The organism is Curtobacterium sp. MCLR17_036, from assembly GCF_003234445.2.
Taxonomy (GTDB): Bacteria; Actinomycetota; Actinomycetes; order Actinomycetales; family Microbacteriaceae; genus Curtobacterium.
On record NZ_CP126269.1, the window covers coordinates 1,697,714 to 1,720,600 of the forward strand.

At 72.3% G+C, this 22,887-nt stretch carries 20 protein-coding genes and 1 other RNA gene; 15 read left to right on the forward strand and 6 right to left on the reverse strand.

The window, feature by feature from the left end:
- Positions 1–12: 12 nt before the first annotated feature.
- From DEI99_RS08035 to DEI99_RS08065, 7 genes are all read left to right on the forward strand, one after another.
- Positions 13–348, forward strand: a complete 336-nt coding sequence (locus DEI99_RS08035; RefSeq protein ID WP_071254999.1) for an STAS domain-containing protein — start codon at positions 13–15, stop codon at positions 346–348.
- Positions 345–761: an ATP-binding protein gene (locus DEI99_RS08040; protein WP_258369543.1), complete on the forward strand. Its 417-nt coding sequence runs from the start codon at positions 345–347 to the stop codon at positions 759–761. Before DEI99_RS08035 ends, DEI99_RS08040 begins: the two co-directional genes overlap by 4 nt.
- A gap of 95 nt (positions 762–856) precedes the next feature.
- Positions 857–1,819, forward strand: a complete 963-nt coding sequence (locus DEI99_RS08045; RefSeq protein ID WP_111042578.1) for a helix-turn-helix domain-containing protein — start codon at positions 857–859, stop codon at positions 1,817–1,819.
- A 31-nt stretch (positions 1,820–1,850) separates the two neighbouring features.
- Positions 1,851–2,402, forward strand: a complete 552-nt coding sequence (locus tag DEI99_RS08050) for an RBBP9/YdeN family alpha/beta hydrolase (RefSeq protein ID WP_111042579.1) — start codon at positions 1,851–1,853, stop codon at positions 2,400–2,402.
- A 116-nt stretch (positions 2,403–2,518) separates the two neighbouring features.
- A complete protein-coding gene (locus tag DEI99_RS08055) occupies positions 2,519–3,664 on the forward strand; it encodes a hypothetical protein (RefSeq protein ID WP_111042580.1) in 1,146 nt (381 codons plus the stop codon).
- Between the two features lie 29 nt (positions 3,665–3,693).
- A complete protein-coding gene (locus DEI99_RS08060) occupies positions 3,694–4,539 on the forward strand; it encodes a Nif3-like dinuclear metal center hexameric protein (protein WP_111042581.1) in 846 nt (281 codons plus the stop codon).
- 2 nt (positions 4,540–4,541) lie between these two features.
- A complete protein-coding gene (locus tag DEI99_RS08065; RefSeq protein ID WP_111042582.1) occupies positions 4,542–5,276 on the forward strand; it encodes a zinc ribbon domain-containing protein in 735 nt (244 codons plus the stop codon).
- A gap of 62 nt (positions 5,277–5,338) precedes the next feature.
- On the opposite strand, the gene DEI99_RS08070 is transcribed toward DEI99_RS08065, so the two are convergent.
- From DEI99_RS08070 to map, 4 genes are all read right to left on the reverse strand, one after another.
- Entirely contained in the window at positions 5,339–6,229 is an 891-nt protein-coding gene (locus DEI99_RS08070) for an alpha/beta hydrolase fold domain-containing protein (protein ID WP_111042583.1), read from the reverse strand.
- A 55-nt stretch (positions 6,230–6,284) separates the two neighbouring features.
- Positions 6,285–6,645: RNase P RNA component class A (rnpB, locus tag DEI99_RS08075), an RNA gene on the reverse strand.
- A gap of 325 nt (positions 6,646–6,970) precedes the next feature.
- Positions 6,971–7,720, reverse strand: a complete 750-nt coding sequence (ppgK, locus tag DEI99_RS08080) for a polyphosphate--glucose phosphotransferase (RefSeq protein ID WP_071255014.1) — start codon at positions 7,718–7,720, stop codon at positions 6,971–6,973.
- A 22-nt stretch (positions 7,721–7,742) separates the two neighbouring features.
- Entirely contained in the window at positions 7,743–8,606 is an 864-nt protein-coding gene (gene map / locus DEI99_RS08085) for a type I methionyl aminopeptidase (RefSeq protein ID WP_111042589.1), read from the reverse strand.
- Positions 8,607–8,839: 233 nt separating this feature from the next.
- Between map and DEI99_RS08090 the strand changes: the two genes are divergently transcribed.
- The 7 genes from DEI99_RS08090 (at position 8,840) to DEI99_RS08120 (ending at position 19,510) form a co-directional block, all read left to right on the forward strand.
- Entirely contained in the window at positions 8,840–9,019 is a 180-nt protein-coding gene (locus DEI99_RS08090) for an SPOR domain-containing protein (protein ID WP_071255015.1), read from the forward strand.
- Between the two features lie 89 nt (positions 9,020–9,108).
- Complete coding sequence (glnA, locus tag DEI99_RS08095; protein WP_071255016.1) at positions 9,109–10,446, forward strand: type I glutamate--ammonia ligase; 1,338 nt, start codon at positions 9,109–9,111, stop codon at positions 10,444–10,446.
- A gap of 16 nt (positions 10,447–10,462) precedes the next feature.
- On the forward strand, positions 10,463–13,411 hold the full coding sequence (locus DEI99_RS08100) for a bifunctional [glutamine synthetase] adenylyltransferase/[glutamine synthetase]-adenylyl-L-tyrosine phosphorylase (protein ID WP_111042584.1): 2,949 nt from the start codon (positions 10,463–10,465) through the stop codon (positions 13,409–13,411).
- Positions 13,412–14,432: 1,021 nt separating this feature from the next.
- Positions 14,433–16,049, forward strand: a complete 1,617-nt coding sequence (locus tag DEI99_RS08105) for a glycosyltransferase family 2 protein (protein ID WP_111042585.1) — start codon at positions 14,433–14,435, stop codon at positions 16,047–16,049.
- Entirely contained in the window at positions 16,042–17,682 is a 1,641-nt protein-coding gene (locus tag DEI99_RS08110; RefSeq protein ID WP_111042586.1) for a glycoside hydrolase family 26 protein, read from the forward strand. Before DEI99_RS08105 ends, DEI99_RS08110 begins: the two co-directional genes overlap by 8 nt.
- Entirely contained in the window at positions 17,679–19,112 is a 1,434-nt protein-coding gene (locus DEI99_RS08115) for a UDP-glucose dehydrogenase family protein (protein ID WP_111042587.1), read from the forward strand. Before DEI99_RS08110 ends, DEI99_RS08115 begins: the two co-directional genes overlap by 4 nt.
- Positions 19,113–19,357: 245 nt before the next feature.
- Positions 19,358–19,510: a hypothetical protein gene (locus tag DEI99_RS08120; protein WP_181434564.1), complete on the forward strand. Its 153-nt coding sequence runs from the start codon at positions 19,358–19,360 to the stop codon at positions 19,508–19,510.
- A 354-nt stretch (positions 19,511–19,864) separates the two neighbouring features.
- Here DEI99_RS08120 and glnA (DEI99_RS08125) read toward each other — a convergent pair whose 3' ends face one another.
- The gene (gene glnA, locus DEI99_RS08125) at positions 19,865–21,289 is read right to left on the reverse strand and encodes a type I glutamate--ammonia ligase (protein WP_071255026.1); all 1,425 of its coding nucleotides are present in this window, start codon (positions 21,287–21,289) and stop codon (positions 19,865–19,867) included.
- Between the two features lie 183 nt (positions 21,290–21,472).
- On the opposite strand from glnA (DEI99_RS08125), the gene DEI99_RS08130 reads away from it, so the two are divergent.
- Positions 21,473–21,928 carry an RDD family protein gene (locus DEI99_RS08130; RefSeq protein ID WP_111043168.1) on the forward strand — a complete coding sequence of 152 codons (456 nt, stop codon included), beginning with the start codon at positions 21,473–21,475 and terminating at the stop codon, positions 21,926–21,928.
- Positions 21,929–22,053: 125 nt separating this feature from the next.
- On the opposite strand, the gene DEI99_RS08135 is transcribed toward DEI99_RS08130, so the two are convergent.
- Positions 22,054–22,776, reverse strand: coding sequence for a DUF4191 family protein (locus tag DEI99_RS08135; RefSeq protein WP_111043167.1), 723 nt, complete (start codon positions 22,774–22,776; stop codon positions 22,054–22,056).
- Positions 22,777–22,887: the final 111 nt, after the last annotated feature.

A 22,887-nucleotide genomic window follows, 5' to 3' on the forward strand; every position in this document is an offset into this window, starting at 1 on the left:
GGACCACACGGCATGGACATCGTCGTACACGAGGCGGAGACCGACACCGCCGTCCTGGAGTGCAGCGGACGGCTCAACATGGTGTCCGCACCGTCGTTCCGCGAGACCGTCGCCCAGGTGGTCGGCAACGGCCGCGCACGGATCGTGGTCGAGCTCTCGGCCGTGGAGTTCATGGACTCGTCCGGTCTCGGCGCGCTCGTCGGCAGCCTGAAGACCGCTCGGCAGGCCGGCGGCGACCTCCGACTCGCCGCACCGTCCGAGCAGGTGCAGATGGTCCTGAAGCTCTCGAACATCGACAAGATCCTGCGCACGTACCCGGACGGGGACGCCGCGGTCGTCGGCTGGTGAGCACGGTGACGACCGGCGAGCACCTGCTCGAACTCGCGTGCCCGCCGGACGACGTGTCCGCCGTCCACACGTTCCTGTCCGGGGTCTGGGACCGCGAACCGACGGTCTCCGCCGAGGACCGGATGGCACTCGAACTCGCGCTCGTCGAACTCACCTCGAACGTCATCGAGCACGGTGCGCACGCGCACGGCGTCTCGTGCCAGCTCCGGCTCGCGATCGGGGACGACCGCGTCGACGCGCTGCTGTCGGACGACGGCTCGCCCGCGACGGTGGACCCGGACGCGGCACGGCTGCCCGAGGACCTCGCCGAGAGCGGTCGCGGGCTCGCCCTGGTGCGCATGGTCGTCGACGACCTGCGCTACGAGCGCGTCGACGACCGCAACCGCTGGACGGTGGCGCGCGCGCGTCGCTGAGCCGGGTGTCCGCGACGCGCAACGACGGGGCCGTTTCCCGCACGACGACGGCGCCGATTCCCGCTGGTGCCGACCGCCGTGTCACGATTCGCACGATGACAGTCGAACCAGCCGATCCACGGATCAGCTTCGAGACGTCGGGGGCCGACCTCGAGGCGGCCCTGCACATGTACGAGGACGCCTACGACGGGACCGGCTTCGACGCGACCCGGACCGACCGGCCCTTCGCGTACCGGTTCCGGGTGGTCGGGGACGACGTCATGTCCTTCCGCTCGACCCGCTTCGACGCCCGCATGCAGGGCGAGATCGACGACGGCGGCGAGTACGTCGTCAACTGGACCACCGAGGGCGGCGGTCGGATCGACATCGGCCGCGACGAGGTCGCGCTGCGCCCCGGCCACCCGGTGGTGTTCCCGACCGGACGACCCTTCGCCTTCGACCTGCAGGACGTCCGGCAGAGCCTGGTGCAGTTCGACCGGTCGTACCTCGAGGGCATCGCGGCCGAGGTGCACGGCACCCAGCCCGGTCCGCTCGTCTTCGACCACACCGCGGCGCCCGACCCCGAGGACCTGCGCGGCTGGAACGCCCAGGTGCAGGGTGCGGCCGCGACCGTGCTCGGGACCGGCCCGGTGTCCGCCCTCGCCTTCGCCGAGACGGCCCGGGCGACCGCGCACAGCCTGCTCCGGACGTTCCCGCACCAGGTGCTCGCGCCCGAGGTGACCCTGCCCCAGGGCGCGACCGGCCGGGTCTGCGAGGCGATCGAGTACATGCACGCCCACTCGCACACCCCGATGTCGACGACCGACGTCGCCGAGTACGTCGGGCTGAGCGTCCGCGGTCTGCAACAGGCGTTCCAGCGACAGGTGGGCACCGCCCCGAACGCGATGCTCCGGGGCATCCGTCTCGACCGGGTGCGCGAGGAGCTCCGTCGCTCCTCGGCCAGCGAGACCACGGTGGCGGCGATCGCCGTGCGGTGGGGCTTCGCGCACCTCGGACGGTTCTCGGCGGCGTACGCGTCCCGCTTCGGCGAGTACCCGCGCGAGACGCTCCAGCGCTGACGACCGGCCCGGTCGCCGCTACGCTGGCGCGGTGCGCAGACCTCGACCGTGGGTGATCGTCCCCGGGATCTGGAACTCCGACCCGGAGCACTGGCAGTCCGTCTGGCAGGACGAGCGCGGTGCCGGAGCCGTCCGCATCGAGCCGGCCTCGTGGAGCGACCCCGACCCGGCCGACTGGCGGGACGCGATCACGCGTGCCGTCCGGTCCTGCCCGGAGCCGCCGGTGCTCGTCGCGCACAGCCTCGGCGTCCTCGCCGTGGCGGACTGGCTCGCCGCCGCCGTGGGGACGGCAGCCGGCGCGTTCCTGGTCGCCCCGCCCGACCCCGCCGCGCCCGGGTTCCCGGAGGCCGCAGGGGGCTTCGCCGCCCCGCGACCGCTGCCCGACGGCGCGCACGTCCCGACGCGGATGGTCGTGAGCGACGACGACCCGTACTGCTCCGTCGACCGGGCGACGGCCTTTGCACGCACCCTCGGTGCGACGGTGCTGCGGGTCGGCGCGCTCGGCCACGTCAACGTCGCGAGCGGGGTCGGTGCGTGGCCGGCGGGGCGCTCGCTCCTCGACGACCTCGAAGACGCGCTCTGACGCCCGCCCACACCGCGGCCGACACGCCGTTCACGTTCGGGGCGACATGTCACGGAACCCGGCGACACACCGCGGATGTCCGACGATCCGGGCCGTGCGATATTTACCCTTCGGACATGGAGACCCAGTCCGGCGCACGCACCCCGCTCGTGGACCCGTTCGGTCGCGAGCTCGAGGAGTGGCTCCGCGACGCCCCGGCGACGCGGACGCCGTACGTGGCGGACCTGGTGGTCCCGCCCGTCACCGGCCCCGTGCAGCGGCCCGACCGCGCACCGGCCACCCCGGTCGAGGACCGTCGCCGCACGCCTGCCCACAGTACTGACGCCAGCGCCGAGCGCGATGCTGACGCCAGCGCCGAGCGCGATGCTGACGCCAGCGCCGAGCGCGGTGCCGACACCGGTACGGACACGACGTCCGTCGCTCCGGTCAGCGAGGTCACGGCGGCGACGCCGTCGGCGGGTCTGTCGGCAGCGACGACCCCGGCCCCGGCCTTCCGCCGCGACCGCGTGCGCGACCACGCCCGGCACGCCGCCTCGTGCGCGCCGTCGTTCCCGGAACCGCCGGAGCGGATCGCCCTGCGCATCGAGGACCTGGCCGTCGAGGTCGCCTCGTCGACCGGTCGCAGCACCGTCGAGCGCATCGTGCTGCTCGAGGACGAGGTCCGTCGTCGCGACGAGGACCTCGCACGCCTCGCGGCCTGGGAGGCCACCGTCGCCGGCACCGACGACCCCGAGGTGCGCGCCGCCCGCGACTTCGCCCGCACGGTGTTCGCCGACCTGCTCGCCGACGCCGCCCTCGAGGCCGACCGCCGCGACCGGGCCGCAGCCCGCCGTGTCGCGACGACGCCCGTCCCCGTCCCCGTCGTCGTCGCTCCGGCACCCGCACCGACCGGCCGCAGCACGTCGGCACCGCGAGCCGACATCGCGACGGCGCGCCCGGCCGTGGAGCTGGTGCTGCCGGAACGCGACGAACCCGTCCGGCCGGTGGCGGGCCTCCCGGCCGTGTCGCCGGTGTCCGCGAACACGCGACCGACGCCGCTCGTCCAGCCCGCCACCGGGCCGACCGTGATCGACCGCGCCGCGTTCGCCGCAGCGCTCACGGCGCACCAGGGCCGGACCGCGAGCACGCCCGTCGTCCTGCCGGACGCGGTCGTGCCCGCCGGCCCCGTCGCGCACGAGCCGGTTCCGCAGCAGGCCGAGGCGGAGCGCCCCGGCTGGTGGTCGCGTCTCGTGGCCCGGCTGCTGCACCTGCTCGGCCGCTGACGGGGCGGACGCCTCGGTAGACTGACGGGATGCCGACGCTCCGCGAACTCCAGGCCGTGATCGAGGACCTGTGGCCCGCCGCGGGCGCCGAGTCCTGGGACAGCGTGGGCCTGGTCGCCGGTGACCCCGACGCCGTCGTCGAGCACGTGCACCTGGCCGTCGACGCCGTGCCGGCCACCGCGCGCGAAGCGGTCGAACTCGGAGCCGGGCTCCTCCTGACGCACCACCCGCTGCTGCTGCGCGGGGTGACCACGATCGCCGAGACCACCTACAAGGGCAGCGTGCTCGCGACCCTGGTGCGGGGTGGCTGCGGCCTCGTCGCCGCGCACACCAACGCCGACGTCGTCACCACCGGCACCTCGGCCGTGCTCGCCGACCGCATCGGCCTGACCGAGCAGCGCCCGCTCGACGCCGGGTCCGACCCCGCGACCGGCATCGGCCGTGTAGGCGTCCTGGCGGAACCGACCACGCTCGGTGCGCTCGCCCGGCGGCTCGTCGACCTGCTGCCGCCGACCGCCACCGGCGTCCGCGTCTCCGGGGACTTCGACCAGCCCGTCCGCACCGTCGCGCTCTGCGCCGGTGCCGGTGACTCCCTGCTCGGTCACCCCGCCGTGCTCGACGCCGACGTGTACGTCACCAGCGACCTCCGCCACCACCCGGCGTCCGAGTTCCGCGAACAGGCACTGCTCCACGGCGGACCGGCCCTCGTCGACACGTCGCACTGGGCCACCGAGTGGCTCTGGCTCGACGTCGCGGCGGCGCAGCTGCGCGAGGCCGCCGGTGTCCGCGTCACCGTGAGTGACCTCCGCACCGACCCGTGGGACTTCGCCGTCCTGCCGGCCGCCGAACCCACCACCCCCACTGAAGGAGTCTGACCATGAAGGCAGCACCCGAGGACCAGGTCATCCTCCTCGACCTCCAACGACTCGACAACGACGTCACCCGGATCGCGCACCGCATCACGTCGCTGCAGAAGGGCGACCAGCTCACCGAGCTCGGCACCAGGGCCGCCGGGCTGCGCAGCGAGCTCGTCGCGGCCACCGGCGAGGTCGAGGACGCCGAGCGCGAGCTCGCACGCCTGGAGTCCGACACCGCGACCGCCCACGCCCGCATCGAGCGCGACACCACCATGCTGCAGAACGTGTCGAACTCGAAGGACGCCGCCGGCCTGCAGAGCGAGCTCGAGTCGCTGCAGCGGCGCATCGGCGGCCTCGAGACCGCCGAGCTCGAGATCATGGAGAACCTCGACGTGCTCCGCGCGCGGGTGGGCGACGTCGAGGCGAAGCTCGCCGAGGTCGACGCCGCACGAGCCGGGCTCGTCGCCGACCGCGACGCCGAGATCGCACGGCTGACCGGCGACAAGGACTCGGCCGAGCAGAGCCGCGCCGCCGTCGCCGCGAAGGTGCCGGCCGACCTGCTCGCGCTGTACGACCGGCAGCGCGCCCGCTACGGCTTCGGCGCCTCGCTGCTGCAGGGCGGCGTGTCCACGGCCTCCGGGGTGTCGCTCACCAACTCGGACCTGCAGGACATCCGCCGTGCCGCTCCGGACGACGTCGTGCTCTGCCCCGACAGCGACGCGATCCTGGTGCGCACGGCCGAGTCGGGTCTGTAGCCCGGACCGGGCCCGGCCGGGCCGGCCCGGGCCTGCCCGAGCCGCGCCCCGTCTCACGCGTCTCAGGCGCGCAGCGCGGCGACGATGCGGTCGCGGGCTGCCGCAGCGGGACGCGTCGGCAGCAGCGGGAACACGTGCACGGCCCCGCGGCGTTCGACGAGTTCGACGTCGACGCCGGCGGCCCGGGCCCCCGCGGCGAGCACGTGCGCGTCCGGGTTGAGGACGTCGCGCGTGCCCGTGAGCAGCAGGACCGGGCCGAGCCCGGTCGGGTCGCCCGCCAGGGGACTCACCGTCGGGTCCGTCACGGGGTGGCGCCCGGCCCACTGCGCGCCGAGGTGGCGGAGCCCGTCGACACCGAGCCACGGGTCGGACGGCAGCACCTCGGCGAGCCGCGGGTTCGCCATCGTCAGGTCGAGCGCCGGCGCGAGCAGGACGGTGCGCACTGCCCGGTGTCCGCGGTCACGGAGCGCGAGCGCGGCGGACAGGGCGATCTGGCCGCCGGCCGAGTCGCCGGCCAGGCGCACCTCGCGGCCGGTCGCCGTCGCGGCCTCGAACAGCTGCACGACGAGCGCGACGGCCGCCGCGGCATCGCCGTGGGGGAGCAGCGCGTACAGCGGCACGGTGACCGTGGTGTTCGCCTCGGCGGCGACCTGCGCGACGAGCGCCCAGTGCTGCCGGCTGATGTCGTGCACCCACCCGCCGCCGTGGACGTACACGGTCTCGCCGACGGGCGTGGACCGGGTGGGCGTGACGGTGTACACCGGACGTCCGTGCTCGCGGCGCAGGGTGACGGCGACGTCCGGGCGCAGCCGCAGGCGCTCCGGCGGGACGGCCGGCTCGGGGTGCCGAGCGTGGCGGCGGACCTCGCGCGCGGCGCCCTCGACGGTCCGGTAGGGCCGGTTCGCCCGGGTGGCGCGCAGGTACAGCGGCGCGAGGGCTTCGGGGAGGAACACGTCAGCGCCTTCCGACGGTCGCCACCGCGGGCGGCGGCCCGCGGCGTGGTGTGGGCGAATGGGCCGGCCGTACGCCGGGTTCTGTCCCGCCGCTCGCGCGGCGGTGACGGCCATCTCTCTCGGACCGACGTTGCCGTCGGCCTCCAGCGGTCTACCCGAGGACTCGGCGAGCAGCCTCAGCGTCCTCTGTCTGACCTTGCTCCGGGCGAGGTTTACCGAGCGGATCCGGTCACCCGGACCCCTGGTGGTCTCTTACACCACCGTTTCACCCTTACCGACGTCGCCGCCGGCGGTCTGCTTTCTGTGGCACTGTCTCGCGGATTGCTCCGGGTGGGTGTTACCCACCGCCCTGCTCTGTGGAGCCCGGACGTTCCTCGGCACTCCCGGAGGAGTGACGCGACCGTCTCACCGACCCATTCGCACGGCCAGCCTAGCGCGTGCGCCCCGGGGCCGGACCCGCCGAGGTCGCACGGAGTGCCGCCCGGACGGCCGTCGTCCGGCACGTCGCGCGACCCGGGGGACGCGCACGTGGCATGTCGTGCGACCTCGGCGCCCGACCGCGCGGGCCCCGCCGCCCGTGGACGCTGTGTGTGCGGCCGGCGGCCGAGCCGTCGAGGTCGCACGGAGTGCCGCCCGGACGGCCGTTCTGCGGCAGCTCGCGCGACCAGGGCGACGCGGACGCGGCGTGTCGTGCGACCTCACCGGCCGGGGACGTCGCCGGACGCCCCGCGGCCAGGTGCCTCAGGCGCTCTGCGCCGCCAGGGTCGCCGCGCCGATGATGCCCGCGTTGTTGCGGAGCGTCGCCGGGATGATGTCGGCCTGCAGGTCGAGGAGCGGCAGGTACTCCTCGTGCTGCTTCGAGACGCCGCCGCCGACGACGAAGAGCTCCGGGGAGAGCAGGGCCTCGAGCGTCGAGTAGTAGTGCTGCAGGCGCTTCGCCCAGTGCTTCCACGACAGGTCGTCGCGCTCCTTGGCTGCGAACGAGGCGCGCGACTCGGCGTCGTGGCCGTCGATCTCCAGGTGCCCGAGCTCGGAGTTGACGATGAGCACGCCGTCGTTGATGAGCGCGGTGCCGATCCCGGTGCCGAGCGTCGTGACGATGACGAGGCCGTCCTTGCCCTTCGCCGCGCCGAACTGCTGCTCGGCGAACCCGGCGGCGTCGGCGTCGTTGACGAAGTGGATGGAGCGGCCGAGCTCCTTCTCGAACAGTGCCTCGGCCTCGAAGCCGATCCACTTCTTCGAGACGTTGGCGGCCGACATGGTCTTGCCGTCACGGACGATGGCCGGGAAGCACACGCCCACCGGCACGTCGGCGGCCGGGGCGAGCTCCTCGACGATGGACTTCGCGACCGCGACGATGTCGTGGGGCTTCCCGCCCTCGGGGGTGGCCTTCTTGATCCGGTCGGTCGTCAGTTCGCCCGAGGCGACGTCGACGATCGCGCCCTTGATGCCCGTACCGCCGATGTCGACGCCGACTGCGAGGGTGGTCATGAGGAGCCTTTCGGTGGGGGTCTCAGGAGACGGTGAGGAGTTCCGCGCCGCGCTCGGTGACGACGAGGGTGTGCTCGAACTGGGCGGTCCAGGACTTGTCCCGCGTGGAGACCGTCCAGTCGTCGGACCAGATGTCCGCCGCCACCCCGCCGAGCGTCAGCATGGGCTCGATGGTGAACACCATGCCCGGCTCGATGACGGTGTCGTACTGCGGGGCGTCGTAGTGGGGGATGATCAGGCCGGAGTGGAAGGCCCGCCCGACGCCGTGGCCGGTGTAGTCGCGGACCACCCCGTAGCCGAAGCGCTTCGCGTACGCCTCGATGGCGCGGCCGATGACGTTGACCTGGCGACCGGGCGCCACGGCCTTGATGCCGCGCTCGAGGGCGAGTCGGGTGCGGGTGACGAGGTCCTCGACCTCCGGCGCGGCCTGCCCGACGACGAACGTGCGGTTCGTGTCGCCGTGCATGCCGTCCTTGTAGGCCGTGATGTCGATGTTGACGATGTCGCCGTCCTGCAGCACGGTGTCGTCCGGGATCCCGTGGCAGATCACCTCGTTGAGGCTCGAGCACAACGACTTCGGGTACCCGCGGTAGCCGAGCGTCGACGGGTAGGCGCCGTGCGCGACGACGTACTCGTGCCCGATGCGGTCGAGCTCGTCGGTGGTGACGCCCGGTCGGATCGCCGCGGCGACGGCGTCGATGGCCCGCGAGGCGATCCGGCCCGCGGTGCGGATCCGCTCGACCTCGTCCGGGGTGTAGGTGTCGCCGAGTCCGTGCTCGTGCGGTTCGACCCGGCCGACGTACTCCGGCCGCTCGATGTCCTGCGGGACGGCCAGCTGGGGGGAGACGCGGCCGGCGGTCAGGTGTCCGTGTTCGTCCCGGGGCATGCGGACCACTCTAGCCGGGGCCGCGTCCGTCGCCGCGCGGGTCCCGAGCGGCCGCCCGCGTGTGCGCCGGGACGCGACCGCCTGGAGGCGCGGCACCGGTCCGCCGGACGGCGGTCGGGCCTCCAGGCCGTCACCCCGGGCGCGGGGCGCTCCCCGACAGCCGGCCGCACGGCGACCAGCGCGCCGTAGCGGCGCGCGGACCACCGACGCACCGCGTCGGTACGGTGGGCGGCATGAGTGACGAGCGCATCGAGTCCCAGTGGTGGTTCAACGACAAGACCGGCCAGGTCGAGCAGGGGCCGCAGTCGCCGCAGCGTGACCGCATCGGCCCCTTCGCCACGCGCGAGGAAGCGCAGCACGCGCTCGACCGCATCGCCGCGAACAACGAGAAGTGGGACGCCGAGGACCGCTGACCCGCCCGGCCGCACCCCGTCCGTCCCACCGGACCACTAGCCTGGGACCAGGCCCGCCCGCGGCCACCCGATACACGGAAAGGTCGTGCATGGACAAGCAGACGGACTTCGTGCTCCGCACCATCGAGGAGCGCGGGATCAAGTTCATCCGACTCTGGTTCACGGACGTCATCGGGACGCTCAAGTCGGTGGCGATCGCCCCGGCCGAGGTCGAGGGTGCCTTCGCCGAGGGCATCGGGTTCGACGGCTCCGCGATCGAGGGCCTCACCCGCAGCTACGAGGCCGACGTGCTCGCGCACCCGGACCCCTCGACGTTCCAGATCCTGCCGTGGCGCGGCGAGATCGACCCGACCGCGCGGATGTTCTGCGACATCACGACCCCGGACGGGCAGCCGGCCGTCGCCGACCCGCGCAACGTGCTGAAGCGCACCCTGGCCCGGGCGAGCGACCGCGGCTTCACGTTCTACACGCACCCCGAGATCGAGTTCTACCTGCTCAAGAGCCGCGAGTGGCGGGACGGCGGCCCGCAGCCCGTCGACCAGGCCGGCTACTTCGACAACGTGCCCGGCGGCAGCGCCCACGACTTCCGCCGCCGCTCGGTGCGGATGCTCGAGGACCTCGGCATCTCGGTGGAGTACAGCCACCACGAGGCCGGCCCCGGCCAGAACGAGATCGACCTGCGGTACGCGGACGCGCTCACGATGGCCGACAACATCATGACCTTCCGCACCGTCGTGAAGGAGGTCGCGATCGAGCAGGGCGTCTACGCGACGTTCATGCCGAAGCCGATCTCCGGCCAGCCCGGCTCGGGCATGCACACGCACGTGTCGCTGTTCGAGGGCGACCAGAACGCGTTCTACGAGGCCGGCGGCCAGTACCAGCTCTCGCAGACGGCCAAGCACTTCATCGCCGGTGTGCTCAAGCACGCGCCGGAGATCACCGCGGTGACGAACCAGTTCGTCAACTCGTACAAGCGCCTGTGGGGCGGCGACGAGGCCCCCTCGTTCGTCACCTGGGGCCACAACAACCGGTCCGCGCTCGTCCGCGTGCCGCTGTACAAGCCGAACAAGGGCCAGTCGTCGCGCATCGAGTACCGCGGCATCGACTCCGCGGCGAACCCGTACCTGGCGTACTCGCTCCTGCTCGCCGCCGGGCTCAAGGGCATCGAGGAGGAGTACGAGCTCCCCGCCGAGGCGGAGGACAACGTCTGGAGCCTCAGCGACTCGGAGCGCAAGGCCCTCGGCTACAGCCAGCTGCCGGCGAGCCTCGACCACGCGCTGAGCCTGATGGAGGACTCCGAGCTCGTCGCCGAGACCCTCGGCGAGCAGGTGTTCAACTTCGTGCTGCTCAACAAGCGCCAGGAGTGGAAGCGGTACCGCGACCAGGTGACGCCGTTCGAGCTCGACACCAACCTCGGCGCGCTGTAGGCGGAGTGCGCACCAGATGACCGGTCGGACGACGACGTCACGATCCGAGTTGGCGCGCCTGGGCTTCGCCGAGTTGTCGGAGAGCCTCGAGCGGATCGCCGACCTGCGCGAACGGTTCGGGGCCGGCGTGCCCCTGCCCGTCGACGGCGGGGGCGCACTCTGGGGCGTGACCGCGGACCCGGACGGTGCGCTGCGGTCGCTGGAGCGCCTGCTCGAGCGCGCCCCGGACGCGCTGCGGCCCGTGCTGGCCGACGAGGCCGCGACCGAGCGCCTGGTCCGCCTGCTCGGCGCCTCGGTCGGGCTCGGCGAGTTCCTGCACCGTCGGCCGGCGGAGCTCGACCTGCTCCTCGAACCGGTGCGCGAGCCGTGGTCGCAGGAGCGCTACACGGAGTCGCTGGTGCGGGCGGTGGACGGCACCACGGGCGAGGACGCCCGCGTCCGCCTGCGGGTGCGCTACCGACGGCACCTCGCCCAGATCGCGCTGTACGACGTGCTGCACGCCGCCCCGACCGAGGCGTTCCCGAGCGTCGCCGCCGGGCTCGCCGACCTGGCCGGCGCCGCGCTCGAGGCAGCGGTGCAGGTCGCCCGGCGCGAGGTCCCGTTCCCGGCCGACGACGTCGCCGCGACCCCGCTCGCGGTCATCGCGATGGGCAAGGCCGGCGCGCGCGAGCTGAACTACGTCAGCGACGTCGACGTCATCTTCGTCACCGAGGCCACCGACGCGGTGCCCACCGACCGCGCGGTGCTCGTCTCCACCCGGATCGCGATCGCCGCGACGCACGCCATCACCGACCTCGCCGCCGAGCCGGCCCTGTGGGAGGTCGACGCGAACCTGCGGCCCGAGGGCAAGGACGGCGCCCTCGTCCGCACCCTCGACTCGCACGTGGCCTACTACGAGCGCTGGGCGAAGGGGTGGGAGTTCCAGGCCCTGCTGAAGGCGCGGCCGATCGCCGGGTCGGCCGACCTCGGCCGGCGCTACGCCGAGGCCGTCGCGCCCTTCGTGTGGAGCTCGTCCGGCCGGCCCGGCTTCGTCGAGTCCGTGCAGCGGATGCGCGAGCGCGTCACCGAGCACATCCCGGACGCGGACGTCGACCGGCAGCTCAAGCTCGGCCCCGGCGGCCTGCGCGACGTCGAGTTCACGGTGCAGCTGCTGCAGCTCGTGCACGGCCGCGACGACCCCTCCGTGCGGGTCCGGTCGACGCTCGAGGCGATGGACGCCCTGACCGACGCCGGGTACGTCGGCCGGGCCGAGGCCGCCCGCTTCGGGCCCGACTACGCCCTGCTGCGCGTCCTCGAGCACCGCATCCAGCTGCGCCGCCTGCAGCGCACGCACCTCATGCCGACCGACGAAGAGGAGCTGCGGGTCCTCGCCCGGTCGAGCGGCGTCGCGACGTCCGCCGCGGCGCTCGAGACGCGCTGGCGTGCCGTCAAGCTCGAAGTCCGCGGTCTGCACGAGCGGTTGTTCTACCGTCCGCTGCTGTCCGCCGTCGCGGCCGCCGACGGCGTCGCCCTGACGAACGACCAGGTGGTCGACCGGCTCGGTGCGATCGGCTTCGTCGACCCGGCCGGCGCGATCCGGCACATCCGCGCCCTGACGCAGGGCACGAGCCGTCGCGCCGCCATCCAGCGCAACCTGCTGCCGGTGCTCCTGCGGTGGATGGCCGAGGGGCCGGCGCCCGACCGCGCCCTGCTGGCCTTCCGCCGCCTGAGCGACACCCTGGGGGAGTCGAGCTGGTTCCTCCGGATGCTCCGTGACTCGTCCGGGGCGGCGCACTCGCTGACGACCGTGCTCTCCGAGTCGGCGTTCCTCGCCGGACTGCTCGAACGGTTCCCGGAGGCCGTCGCCTGGCTCGACGAACCCGAGTCCCTGCTCCGGCCCCGCCCGATCGAGTCGCTGCTCGCCGAGATGACCGCGACGACCGCCCGCCACGGCAACGACGTCGACGGGTCCGCCGCGCTGCTGCGGTCGGCCCGACGGCGCGAGACGCTGCGGCTCGGCATGGCCGCGGTGCTCGGACACCTCGACGTCGACGGCCTCGGGCCGGCCCTCAGCGACGTCACCGAGGCCACGCTCGCCGGTGCGCTCGCCCTGGCCCGCCGCGACGCCCCCGAGGGCCTGGAGTTCGGGATCATCGCGATGGGCCGGTTCGGCGGCCGCGAGCTCGGCTTCGGCTCCGACGCCGACGTGCTCTACGTCCACCGGGCACCCGACCTGGCGCCCGAGGTGGCGTCCCGCGCCGCCCAAGCGATCGTGCGCGAGCTGAACCGCCTCACCGAGGACACGATCCACCCGCTCGACCTCGACATCGACCTGCGCCCCGAGGGGAAGAACGGACCCGTCGTCCGCACCCTCGAGTCGTACGGCGCGTACTACGCCCGCTGGTCGCTCACGTGGGAGGCGCAGGCGTTGCTGCGTGCTCGCGGCGCCGTCGGCGACGAGCAGCTGCTCCGCGACTTCGAGCACCTGGCCGACCGCACCCGCTACCCGGACCACATCGACGACAACGAGGTCCGCGAGGTCAGGCGCATCAAGGCTCGCGTCGAGTCCGAGCGGCTGCCGCGCGGCGCCGACCCGGCCCGGCACCTCAAGCTCGGTCGGGGATCGCTGAGCGACGTGGAGTGGTTCGTCCAGCTCCTGCAGCTGCAGCACGCGCTCGAGGTCCCGGCGCTCCGCACGACCTCCACCCTCGAGGCGCTCCACGGTGCGGTCGCCGCGGGCTTCGTCGCCGCCGAGGACGGCGAGCGGCTCGGGGCCGCGTGGCGGTTCGCGTCGCGCACCCGGAGCGCCCTCGTCCTGTGGTCGGGGAAGACCACCGACGTGCTGCCCGTCGACCGGGTCCAACTCGAGGGTGTGGCGCGGCTGCTGGAGTACCCGCCGGGGTCGGCGAGCGAGCTCGAGGAGGACTACCTCGGCGTCACGCGCCGCGCGCGGCAGGTGTTCGAGCGCGAGTTCTACGGCGCCTGAGCGCGACGCGTGCAGCGGCGCTGAGCGGCGCTGAGCGGCGCTCACCGCGGCGTCCGCAGCGGCGCCTGAGCGGCGCCTGACCGGTCGCGCGGCCCTGGTTGCAGTTCCGCGCGTCGGAGGTCGTTCCGCGCGCAGGGAGCTGTTCCGCGCGTCGGAAGCCGTTCCTTCCGGCTGCCCACGCGCGGATCTGCTTCCCATCGCACGAGCAATGGGAAGGAACGACGGCACGACGGCACGACGGGACGGCGGGAGGACGCAGCGATCACGGGCGTGCAGCTCCGTGGCACGGTCGCAACGCGGGCGCTCACACGGGCGACGACCCGAGGCGCGCGCCCGTCCCCCACGGTCGCGATGCCCGCTCCCACGGGAGACGACCCGAGGCGCGAGCCCGCTCCCTCGGGCCACGAACCGAGGCGCGCGCCCGTCCCCACGGTCGCGACGCGCCCGCTCCCTCGGGCCACGACCCGAGCCGCGCAGGCGCTCCCACGGGCGACGACCCGTGGCACGGACGGCAGCGCGCCCACTCCCGCGCGTGCCCGACACGCCCGGGCGGCAGAGATGGCACCCCGCTGACCCGACCTGCGCAGGTGAATTCGCGATGACGCCGGACGTCCCCCGATCGGCGCCGCCGTGTACCCCGGAGGCCGGGCGTTACCGCGCCGTGATCGGTGTAGCGGTCCAAGCGGACGCGGAACTCGACGACTGGTGTCGGTCACGATCGCAACCACGCGCTGACCGGGGCTTTCGCGCCCGGTCGACCCGGGCCTCCAGACCGCACCCGTCGTCCAGCAGGGTGACCGGCAGGGTGAACGCGGTCCGCCGGAGTGCTGTCAGCACCTCGGGGGACCGCCGCGGCGACACCGGAGGGGGACCGGCGTGTACCCCGTAACGCGCCGGTAACACCCCCGCTCGGGGGCCGCGTTGCGAAGGGGTCCGCGGTCTGCATCAATGGGGTCACCCGAACCGACCCTGATTCCCCGATGGCGCGGAATCACCACCTCGAACGTTGAAGCAGGGATCGATGTTCACCTTCATTCTGCAGATCAGGCAGATGGTCGAAGGGCACCCCGAGTTCTACCTGTTCGCCGTGTACTCCGCGGTGATCTGGTTGCTCTGGCTGCTCAAGGTCGTCCTGTCCGCCCGTTACCGCCCCTTCACCGGCACCTTCATCGGTACCACCAGCGTCGTCGTCCCCGTCGTGGACGAACCGCTCGACCTGTTCCGCGACGTCATCGGTCGCATGGTCGAGCAGCGACCCGGCGAGATCATCGTCGTCATCAACGGTGCCCGCAACGAGGCACTCGAAGCCGTCTGCGACGAGTTCGCCCCACTCGTCCGCTGGACCCACACGCCCATCCCGGGCAAGCGCAACGCCGTCAAGGTCGGCACCGAGATGTCGAACGGTGACATCACCGTGCTCGTCGACTCCGACACGGTGTGGACGCCCGGCACCCTCGACGAGCTGCTCAAGCCGTTCGCCGACGAGTCGGTCGGCGGAGTCACGACCCGGCAGCGCATCCTCGAGCCGGAGCGCAGCTGGATCACCCGCTGGGCCGACTGGCTCGAGAACTCGCGGGCGCTGTACTCGATGCCCGCGCAGAGCGTCCTCGGCCAGATCGGCTGCCTGCCGGGCCGGACCATCGCGTTCCGCCGGAACATCCTGGTGCGGGTCATGGACCGCTTCATGCACGAGAAGTTCATGGGCGTGTTCCTCGAGGTCTCGGACGACCGCACGCTGACGAACCTCACGCTCAAGGAGGGGTACCGCACCGTCTACCAGTACACGTCGCTGGTCTACACGGACGCCCCGCTGCAGGTGAAGAAGCTGTTCAAGCAGCAGCTCCGCTGGGCCCGCGGCTCGCAGTACAACACCCTGCGGATGCTGCCCTGGATGCTCGGCCACGCGCCGATCCTCGCCGCCTTCTTCATCACCGACATCATCCTGCCGTTCATGCTCTTCGGCGTGATCGCCGGCTGGATCTACCGCGCACTGACCGGGCAGGGCGAGAACCTGTACCAGGGCATCCTGTCGCAGTACGGGTTCTCCACCGGCTTCGTCTACGTGGCGGCGCTCATGGTCGTCTCGTCGGTGCTCAGCATGGCGATCCGGCAGATGCGCCACCTCGCCGAGAAGCCGAGCGACTTCTTCCGCCTGCCGATGTTCATCATCGTGTCGACGTTCTTCCTCATGCCGATCCGGCTCATCGGCTTCTTCCGCCTGGCGCACGCGTCCGGTTGGGGGACCCGGGCAGGCGCCTACGCCGGCGGCCCGATGCAGGAGGACCCGTCCGACGCCGCCCTGCCCGCCGGCTTCGGCGCGGCACCGGTCAGCCCGGTCGACGCCGCCACGGGCCCGCTGGCCGGCGGCACGCACGCCGCCGACGGTGTCGCCCGCGTCCGGGGTGACGACCAGGTGGCCGCCGACCGCGCGTTCGACGAGCTCTTCGGAGCCGACGCCACCACCAACTCCACCGCGACCGTCCTGGCGACCCGGCGCGAGGCCGCCGCGTCGCAGGCGGCGTCCGCCGCCGCGCGGACGACCGCCCCGACGACGACCCGCCGGTACAACCCGTACGCCGCGATCCCGTACGTGATCGGCATCGCGATCTTCGCCCTGGAGGCGTTCCTCATTGTCTGACATCATCCGATCCTCGAGCGCCTGGTGGGCGCAGTCGAGCAAGCACGCCCGCCGCACGGCCATCGGGACGACCGCGATCGTCCTGACCCTCGGCCTCATCACCTGGTCCGTCTGGGTGTCCCCGTCCGGCCCGGTCTCCACCGCCGTGCACCAGGCACTCGGGGTCGAGGCGCCGAAGTCCACGAAGGTCTCCGCCGCGGAGCTGCAGACCAAGCTCGACGCCGCGCAGAAGCGCATCTGGGCGCTCGAGGGCAAGCTCGACTCGCGCACCGCGCAGTCCGGCTCGCGTGGTGACCAGATCAGCGAGCTCGAAGCGCAGATCGCGTCGCTGCGGTCCCAGCTCGGTGCCGCCTCCGGCTCGGGAGGCGCGTCCTCCGTCGACGCCGCGGGCTCCGGTTCGTCGGGTGGTTCCGCCTCGGGCGTCGGTGCCGGCAGCGGGTCCGGCTCGGGTTCCGGCTCGGGGTCGGGCGGCGGCGGTGCCGCCGGCGGTGTCGGCGGCGTCGGTTCCGACAACGGATCGGGCAGTGGACCCGGTTCCGGTGCGGGCAACGGCTCCGGGTCCGGGAACGGCTCCGGCGGCGGTACCGGCGGCGGAGCCACCAACCCGAACCCCGGTCCGTCCACGGACCCCGGCCCGACGCCGGTCGACGTCCCTACGAAGGCCGAGGTGCTCGCGCAGCAGTCCCGCTGGTACGGCCTGTACACGGCGCAGTCGCCCTTCAACTGGGCCGAGTACGACGACGTGTCGCGCCAGGTCGGCCGGGCCACGAACATGGTCGGCTTCTTCCAGGGCTTCGACCAGGACTTCAACCAGAACGCCGTCCAGCGGTCCTGGGCGAACGGTCGCCTGCCGATGATGACGTGGGAGTCCGTCCCCGCACTGACCGGCAACGACCAGCCCTACGTCGAGGGCTACACCAACGAGGACATCACCTCGGGCAGCTTCGACGCCTACCTGACGAAGTACGCGAAGGCCCTCGCGGCCAACGGGCAGCCGCTCGTCATCCGCTTCGACCACGAGATGAACGGCCAGTGGTACAACTGGTCCGAGTCGGCGAAGCAGCAGAACGCCGCCGGTTCCTACAAGCGGATGTGGCAGCACGTCTGGCAGGTCTTCGAGGACAACGGCGCCAACCAGTACGCCATCTGGGACTGGTCGCCGTCGCGCATCGACAAGCTCGGCAACCCGAAGTACCAGACGCTCGACTACATGCAGCAGTACTACCCCGGATCCGAGTACGTGGACTGGGTCGGCATGAGCGGCTACTACCGCGACACCGCCGAGCAGCCCACCTTCGCGAACACGTTCGGTGCCACGCTCGCCCAGATCCGGCAGATCGCGCCGGGCAAGGGCATCGTGCTCAACGAGATCGGCGCGACCGAGACCGGGGGCAGCGTCTCGAACTCGCAGAAGACGCAGTGGATCACCTCGCTCTTCGACGCCCTCGCCGACCCCGCCAACGCGGACATCGTCGGCTTCGCCTACTTCAGCGAGACCGCCACCACCATCGTCGACGGCAAGCGCACGACGAACGACTGGCGGCTCAACTCCCGTGCCGACTCCCTGGCGGCCTTCGCCGAGGGCATCAAGCGCACCGACATCGACTACGACCTGCAGGAGGTCACGCCATGACCGCGTCCGCTTCTTCCGCTGCCACCCCGTCCGCCGACGTCCGTCCCGCTCCCGTCATCAGCGTCATCGGCACCGGCTACCTCGGCGCCACCCACGCCGCCGCCATGGCCGAGATGGGCTTCGAGACCATCGGCGTGGACGTCGACCCGGCGAAGCTCGCCGCGCTGTCGGCCGGTGAGGTCCCGTTCTACGAGCCGGGTCTGCCCGAGCTCATCACGAAGCACGTCGCCAGCGGCAAGCTCCGCTTCACCGCCTCGCTCGCCGAGGCCGTGGCCGCGGCCGACGTCCACTTCGTCTGCGTCGGCACCCCGCAGCGTGCCGGGTCGCACGCCGCGAACCTGACGTACGTCGAGGCCGCGACCCGTGGTGTCGCCGAGCACCTCACCCACCCGGGCCTGATCGTCGGCAAGTCGACCGTCCCGGTCGGCACCGCCGCCCGGCTCCGGGGCATCGTCAGCGAGTTCGCCCCGGCCGGCATCGCCGCGGAGCTCATCTGGAACCCGGAGTTCCTGCGCGAGGGCAAGGCCGTCGACGACACCCTGCACCCGGACCGTCTGGTCTGGGGTGGCGCGTCGGAGGCCGCCGACGCCGTGATCCGCGAGGTGTACGCCGCACCGATCGCCGAGGGCACCCCGGTCATCACGACCGACCTCGCCACGGCCGAGCTCGTCAAGGTGAGCGCGAACGCGTTCCTCGCGACGAAGATCTCGTTCATCAACGCCATCTCCGAGATGTGCGCGATCACCGGCGCCGACGTCACCACGTTGGCCGACGCCCTCGGCCACGACGCCCGCATCGGTCGGAAGTTCCTGAACGCCGGGCTCGGCTTCGGCGGCGGCTGCCTGCCGAAGGACATCCGTGCCCTCATGCACCGTGCGAACGAGCTCGGCGCGGGCCGCGTCGTCGGACTCATGCAGCAGGTCGACGAGATCAACATGGGTCAGCGCGAGCGCGTCATCGACATGACGATCGAGGCCCTCGGCGGGTCCGTGCTGAACCGACGCGTCGCCGTGGTCGGGGCCGCCTTCAAGCCCCTCACCGACGACGTCCGCGACTCGCCCGCGCTCAACGTCGCCGCGGCGCTGCACCTTCGCGGTGCCCAGGTGACGCTCTGGGACCCCGAGGCCCTCGAGACCGCTCGGCGTTCCTTCCCGACGCTGACCTACGCGACCTCGATGGAGGACGCCGTCGAGGACGCCGACGTCGTGCTCGTGCTCACCGAGTGGGACGAGGTCGTCACGGCCGACGCCGCTCGACTCGCCGACATCGTCGGCCGCCGCGTGGTCGTCGACGCACGCAACTGCCTCCCGGTCCAGGACTGGGTCCGAGCGGGGTGGTCCGTCCGTTCCCTGGGACGGCCCACGCCGGTCACGGGTGCACCCGTGAGCGTCGCAGCGGGGACGAACGACGCCGTGGCCACGGCCCGGTAGTCACCGCAGGCGTAGCGTCCGTGCCGGGGGCGGCGCGGACCCCGTTCCTGCGTGCGGGGGCGGGGGCCCGGCGTGGGCGCGGGTGCGGGTGCGGGTGCGGGTGCGGGGGTGCTGTTTCGCGCGTGGGAGGTCGTTTCGCGCGTCGGAGGTTGTTCCGCGCGTAGGAGGCCCGATGTTCCCACCACCTACGCGCGATCTCGCTTCCCATGGCGCCGGCGATGGGAAGGAATGCGCGTCGTGTCGGCGTGGCTGCTGCTCGCGCACCGTCGTCCATCGCAGTCGAGGCCGCTGACGTGCGGCGCTGGTACCGTGCGACCCGCGGGGTGCTCGTGCTCGGCAGGGCCGGTTCCACCGCCGTCCTCGGCGCCCCGGACGCCCAGTGGGCGACGGACCGCTGACCCGGGCGCGTCGCGCCCCGCGCGCATCCGTGACCGACTGGAGGCCCGGTGCCGGTCCCTGGGACCGGCACCGGGCCTCCAGTCGGTCAGGACGGACGTTCCGCAGAGAGCGCGTGGGAAGCGGTCCCGCGCACGGCAGGCAGTCCGGCGCGTCGGAGGCCCGACGTTCCCGCCGCCGACACGCGATCCTGTTCCCTCCAGCACGGGCGATGGGAAGAACCGCGCTGCGATGCCGTGTACCCGAGCGCGCGCGAGCACACTCAACGCACCCGGCACGCCGGGCCCGGTCCAGCACAGCGGAAGGCCCCGCACCGGAGAAACGGTGCGGGGCCTTCGCCAGCGGGCGGGCGTGGATCAGACGCCGAAGTACAGCTCGTACTCGAACGGGTGCGGGCGCTGGGCCAGCGGGAGGATCTCGTTCTCGCGCTTGTAGTCGATCCAGGTCTGGATGAGGTCCTCGGTGAAGACGTTGCCCTTCGTGAGGAACTCGTGGTCCGCCTCGAGGGCCTCGAGGGCCTCGTCGAGCGAGCCGGGGACCTGGGGGATGCCCTTGGCCTCCTCCGGCGGGAGCTCGTACAGGTCCTTGTCGACCGGCTCGTGCGGCTCGATGCGGTTCTGGATGCCGTCGAGGCCCGCCATCAGCTGCGCGGCGAACGCGAGGTACGGGTTGCCCGAGGCGTCGGGGGCGCGGAACTCGATGCGCTTCGCCTTCGGGTTGGTGCCGGTGATCGGGATGCGGATCGCGGCGGAGCGGTTGCCGGCCGAGTAGACCAGGTTGACCGGAGCCTCGAAGCCCTTGACCAGACGGTGGTACGAGTTGATCGACGGGTTCGTGAAGGCGAGCAGCGCCGAGGCGTGCTTGAGGATGCCGCCGATGTACCAACGGGCGACGTCCGACAGACCGCCGTAGCCGTTCTCGTCGTAGAAGAGCGGCTTGCCGTCGTTCCAGAGGGACTGGTGGGTGTGCATGCCCGAACCGTTGTCACCGAACAGCGGCTTCGGCATGAACGTGGCGACCTTGCCCCACTGGTCCGCGGTGTTCTTGACGATGTACTTGAACTTCAGGATGTCGTCCGCGGCGTGGACCATCGTGTCGAACTTGTAGTTGATCTCCTGCTGGCCGCCGGTGCCCACCTCGTGGTGCGAGCGCTCGAGGGTGAAGCCGGCCTCGATCAGCTTGAGCGTGATGTCGTCGCGCAGGTCGGCGGTCTTGTCGACCGGCGAGACGGGGAAGTAGCCGCCCTTGTACGGGGTCTTGTTGGCGAGGTTGCCGCCCTCTTCGTCACGACCGGTGTTCCACGCGCCCTCTTCCGAGTCGACGGCGTAGAAGGACTCGTTCTGCGTGACCGAGTAGCGGACGTCGTCGAAGATGTAGAACTCGGCCTCGGGGGCGAAGAACGCGGTGTCCGCGATGCCCGTCGACGCGAGGTACTTCTCGGCCTTCTTCGCGACCTGGCGCGGGTCGCGGCCGTAGATCTCGCCGTTGCGGGGGTTGTAGATGTCGAACACCATGATGAGCGTGCGCTCGGCGCGGAACTGGTCGATGTACGCCGTCGTGACATCGGGGATGAGCTGCATGTCGGACTCGTGGATCGACGCGAAGCCACGGATCGAGGAGCCGTCGAACAGCTGACCCACCGAGAAGAAGTCCTCGTCGACGGTCGATGCCGGGATGTTGAAGTGCTGCTGCACACCGGGCAGGTCCGTGAAGCGGATGTCGAGGAACTTGACGTCGGTGTCCTTGATGAAGGCCAGGACCTCGGAGGAATCGCTGAACATGGGGCCGATCTCCAATGGGTTGGGTGATGTCGGAGGTACCGGTCAAGGCACCCTCCGACGAGGCTATTGACACGGGGTTTCCCGGACATGACTGGATTGTTTCCGGCGTGTTACGCCCAGTCCGACGCCGGAGCCCGTCCCGTCCGGGGGCTGCCGATCCCCGCCGTCGCCTACGCTGGAGCAATGGCCCGCAACACCCCCAGCCCGTCCGCGTCCTCCGAGCACCCGGACGGGTGGCCGGGGAAGGACCTCGGCCTGCCCGAGGAAGGACCGCGGAGCGTCGGCCGGATCGGGCGACGGCTCGTCGCGCTCGTCATCGACGGCGCGCTGGCAGATCTCATCGCCTACGTGACCGGGGTCTGGTCGCCGGTGCAGGGCACGGCCGACATCGCGCACTCCTGGGTGCAGATCGCGATCTTCGCCGGGCTCCAGGTCCTCTTCATCTGCCTGCTGTCCGGCTCGTTCGGTCACATCTGCGTCGGGCTCCGGCTGGTCCCGATGCGCGGCGGGTACATCGGCGTGTGGCGTCCGGTCCTCCGGACGGTGCTGCTCTGCCTCATCGTGCCGCCGCTCATCATCGACCGCGACAGCCGCGGCGCCCACGACCGGATCGCCGGCACGGTGCTCGTCCGCCGCTGAGCCCCGGCCACTGGTCCGAACGGTCGCCCGTCCGTCCATCCCGGACACGGCGTCGTTCCACCCCTCACGCACGGAACGCCCCCGACCTGGCACGGTCGGGGGCGTTCCGTCGAGCGGTCTGCCGATCAGCGCGGACGCCCGGCGCGCGCACGCATCGGGTCCATGCCCTTCGGGATCGCCGACGCCGGGCTCTGCGTCAGGGAGTCGAGACGGTTCGCGACCGCGAGGACCTCGTTGCGGTTCAGCGAGCTCTTGAACTTGTTCATCGCCCGGGGGAGCTTGTGCAGGGTCACGGCGTCGTCACCGTCGTCACCGTCGTCGACGTGGACGACGTGGACCGGGACGTTCGGCACGATGCGCTGGACCTTCCGGCGTTCCTCGCCGAGCTGGCGGGTCAGGTTGCCCCGCTGCCCCTCGGTGATCAGGACGACACCGGGGCGCCCGACTGCGCGGTAGACCGCCGACTGCGAGCGGCCGTGGACGGCGACGGGCATCTCGCTCGAACGCCACTGGCGGCGGAGCGAGTTCGTCAGTACGGCACCGACGGCGCCCGGCTGCCCCTCGATCTGCCGGTACGCGGCACGCTCGGCCAGACGGCTCAGCACGATCAGGAACAGCAGGATGCCGAGCATCACGCCAGCGACGATCCAGAGGACGACCGCGAGCCAGTTCTGCCCCGGCAGCAGCAGCGCGAGCAGCACGCCGAGGACGACCGGTCCGACGAAGGCGAGCGCGAACCACCACACCGACTTCGGGTCCGCCCGACGGGTCATCTGGAAGACCTGGTACATCTGCTTGAGACGCCCCGGCTCCTTCGCCTTCTTGTCCGTGGAAGTGCTGCGTGCCATGCAGACAGGATACGGCCTGCGCCGCCCGGCGCGGACCGCGCACGGTCCGGCTGTGGGCGAACGCGCGCTCTCCACAGGTTGACGTGGACGATCGGGAGGCCCGGCTCCGCT